This is a genomic window from Methylobacter psychrophilus (genome assembly GCF_025583945.1).
GTDB classification, from domain to species: domain Bacteria; phylum Pseudomonadota; class Gammaproteobacteria; order Methylococcales; family Methylomonadaceae; genus Methylobacter_C; species Methylobacter_C psychrophilus.
Genome location: NZ_JAOEGU010000108.1, coordinates 1 through 3,655 on the forward strand (window position 1 = coordinate 1; position 3,655 = coordinate 3,655).

The 3,655-nt window shown below is 40.7% G+C and carries 3 protein-coding genes; 1 reads left to right on the plus strand and 2 read right to left on the minus strand.

Features of this window, described 5'->3' with window-relative positions; all coding sequences use genetic code 11:
* The first annotated feature begins 272 nt into the window (after window positions 1-272).
* The gene (locus tag N7974_RS20205) at window positions 273-929 is read left to right on the plus strand and encodes an HAD-IA family hydrolase (protein WP_262967332.1); all 657 of its coding nucleotides are present in this window, start codon (window positions 273-275) and stop codon (window positions 927-929) included.
* 528 nt (window positions 930-1,457) lie between these two features.
* On the opposite strand, the gene N7974_RS20210 is transcribed toward N7974_RS20205, so the two are convergent.
* Together N7974_RS20210 and N7974_RS20215 are read right to left on the minus strand one after the other, a co-directional pair.
* Window positions 1,458-2,933 (minus strand): cryptochrome/photolyase family protein, encoded by a 1,476-nt coding sequence (locus N7974_RS20210; protein WP_262967333.1) that lies wholly within the window; start codon window positions 2,931-2,933, stop codon window positions 1,458-1,460.
* A 300-nt stretch (window positions 2,934-3,233) separates the two neighbouring features.
* On the minus strand, window positions 3,234-3,655 hold a 422-nt coding region (locus N7974_RS20215), incomplete at its 5' end, for a GNAT family N-acetyltransferase (protein WP_262967334.1).

Below are 3,655 nucleotides of genomic sequence, written 5' to 3' on the forward strand. Positions count from 1 at the left end.
AATCCGAATTGCCCAAATCTCTTTCAATTTGAGCGGTGATTTCTGACCAATCAATTTGCCCTTATTCCATGGGACTTGATAGTTCTTTTGATCGTTGGTATCTTGCTTCATAACAAACTCCTAAAATTAGGTAAAGGAGTCTTATTGTCATACTGTTTCCAGTAAGTGGTCAGTGACTAATTGACTATAAACCAACCGACCAAAACCGGCCATTGAAAATTGATGATTAATTATGATCAGATGTTATCTGGAAACTTTTTTCGTACATTGACATGTTATCCCATTTAGATATCTGTGTAATCTTTGATTTGGACGGTACGCTCGTAGACAGCGAGGGGCTTTGCAATCAAGCATTTCTTGATCTGCTCCCACAACTAAGCGCTACAGTTGAATCATTGATTCAGCGGTATCGTGGTAAAAAGCTGGCCCCAATTCTTGCTGATCTTGAGAGCCGCCTTTGCCAGAATCTACCAGATGACTTTGAACAACATTATCGCCAACGTGTTGCGGAACTTTTCTCTCGTGAATTGAAACCGATGCCAGGCGTTGTTGAGATGCTCGAAGCCACAAACTTTTCCAAGTGTATTGCCTCAAGCGGACCTCCTTTTAAAATTCGTCAGGCGTTACAAGTTAGCGGCCTTGCACCTTACTTTGGTGAGAGCATCTTTAGTTCATATGAAGTGGGATCCTGGAAGCCGGAACCAGGTCTATTTCAATTCGCAGCAAATGCGATGGGCTTTAGACCTGGACAATGCGTGGTTGTAGAAGATAGTGACGTTGGGATTAAGGCTGCCACAGCAGCAGGAATGCAAGCATTTCAGTATGTACGAAAGGGTGAAACCTCGTCATGCCGATCTATAGTGCGATTTGACGATATGTCTCAGCTTCCTAAACTACTCGCTCACTTTGCTGGCATTGCCAAATTCTGACATTATCAGCATTCAAAATAATTATTACACCGTTTCACCGTCAGGTTTGGGTTGCTGTCGATTGACTGTCCATTAATTTACTCAGTATGATCGTTTTTGATTACTTTCAAGTGATTCGTTCGGATCAAGATGAATGACCTAATGTAGACCATAAATACTGACAGATATTAGGAAGAATATACTGGTCAATAGTGACTGAAATTATGTCATTGCAACCGATTGGAGTAATTTCTCATTAGCTGCAGGTATATTATAAATCAATGGCTTACATGACGATAAAATTTAAAAACCATGCCTTTTCTTATAAGAAGTCATCGCAACTCGATTTGATTTCTGATTATCCAGCACTAAAAAAGCGAGTTTTAGTGAATTTCAAGGGCGCTAACTTATTGAAAAATAAGCTTACCTGTGACTAATCAGAAATTGCCGAAAAAGAATATTATTTTTCTACCCTACAGAATAAGTACGGCCAACTGCGGTCCGATGGTTACTCCAAACCTTGGACATGTTTTTAGATTGCTTTATTCGTTAATTGAGTTGCTTTAGATAGTTTTCTGCAACATCGATATGTTTATTTCTTTTCTCTTCCGGCATTTTATCAAACATTTTTACCAGCATACCCATCCGTGGGTTTGTCAAAAAGAACTGCCTGTGTACATGCATGAACCGCCAGAACAAACCATCCCATATTTCAGTCCAGGCGCCTTTTGGATAGTCACTCATTTTCAGCAGGTAATTACTTCCGCTGATATAGGGCTTGGTCGTCATCAGGCCACCATCGGCAAATTGGCTCATGCCATAGACATTAGGCACCATCACCCAATCATAGGCATCCACGTACATTTCCATAAACCAGCGATAGACCTCATCAGGATGAAACTCACAAAGCAGCATAAAGTTACCCATGACCATCAAGCGTTCGATATGATGGCTGTAGCCTGTTTGCAGCAGTTTTTGTATCACATTGTCGACAGGAAAAATCCCTGTTGTACCTTGCCAAAAACTGTCTGGAATCTTTCTTTTAAAGCCCCAGAAATTTTTGCTCCGTTGATTGCTGCCCTCCCGTTCATACACAATCCGGATAAACTCGCGCCAGCCCAGAATTTGCCTGATGAAGCCTTCTAAAGAATTCAAGGGGATATTTTTGTTGTCGCCTACTTGTAAAGCCCTATCGATAATTTGTTGTGGAGAAAGCAAACCAATATTCAGCATGGGCGTTAACACGGAATGATGCAAATAATGTTCGTTTCCTACCATCGCATCTTCATAACTGCCGAATTTTTCAAAACGCGTTTCTAAAAACTCATCCAGCCAGACGGAAGCACCGGCATGGTCGGTTGGATAAATAAAATTTTCCGTACTGGCATAGTTGTCGGGAAAATATTTTACGACATAAGCCTTGGCTTCTTTTACATGGTTATCGTCTTTTGCAACAGTGACTACTGGCGGCTTGTCATTTTTTGGATACTTGAGGCGATTATCTGCATCAAAAGTCCACTGGCCTCCGAGCGGATGTCCCCCTGTATCCAATAAAATTAACCGTTGCTTGCGCTGCTCAATATAAAAAGCGGTTTGAAAATAGGTTTTCTTTTTATCGAAAAAGGGTTTTACGTCAGCAAGCGTATTTAAAAAATTCGGTGATGCCGTTTCTGTAATTTTGATGTTATGTGAGTTGCAACTACTTTTGATTCGGGTCTTTAACCAGTTATCGGCAACATCGGCAAACTGTATACCAGTAATGTTTTGTTGAGCCAGGTGATTGATCAACTTTCTGACATCGCTTAACACATTTTGGCTGTCAATATAGTGCACCTTTACATTTTTTTTATCTAAAAAGTGGGCATATTTTTTCATGCTGGCCCGATGTAATACCAGCTTGTGCTGATGAAAACGGTATTGCTTGAAAAACAGCCATTCTTCAATGAGATAAACAGCCTGGCCTTTTACTATGCAAGGATGGCTGGTAAAAAGTTGATGAGGGAAAATCAAGGTAACAGTGGTCATACAGCTTTATTTTCCTAATTTAAAATAGTCAGTCTATTGCTTGAATTTTTTTTCCGGACAGTGATGCAACAACTTACCTTATTTGACCTGAAAAATAGGCTACCAACTTAAGCCGGGACAGATAACTTTCCGGGAACGCCGAGCTCCAGTTCGGCACGGGATAGTCAAAGCGATTACTGACTATTGGTGACTACGCCGAGCTGGGGCTCAGCGCTCATGGAATCAATAGGCCAGTTTTATTTATCTGTCCTGCTTTTTGTGGTGGCCGAAAAATACGAACAACAACATCATTCTTAAGTGTTAATTTAACGATAACAACCAGTAACTGCGCTCTGGGTAATTAATGTCATGAACCGGCAATTCTTTGAATCCTTGTTTAATATACAGATTGCGCATTCCATAGGCTTGCAGGTCTGTTCGACCTATCCGATAATCAAACTTATGTCGGTGTAACTCCGAAATCAATGTCGCAGACAACTGCTCTGCAACACCCAATCTACGATATTTTGATCTTACACCCAGACCACCCACATAAAAAGTTCGCTGGTTATTATTAGCAAGAAAATCCAAAGCATAGCCACCGGAAATCTTAAAAAAAGTCTGATCACGAGGATCATCAGACGCCACAACCAACTCCTGACCAAGCATATAACCTATTAAATGACCTTCTTGTTTATGCCTTGCGATGATCAGTATGGAATTCTTTCTCATCATTTCAACAC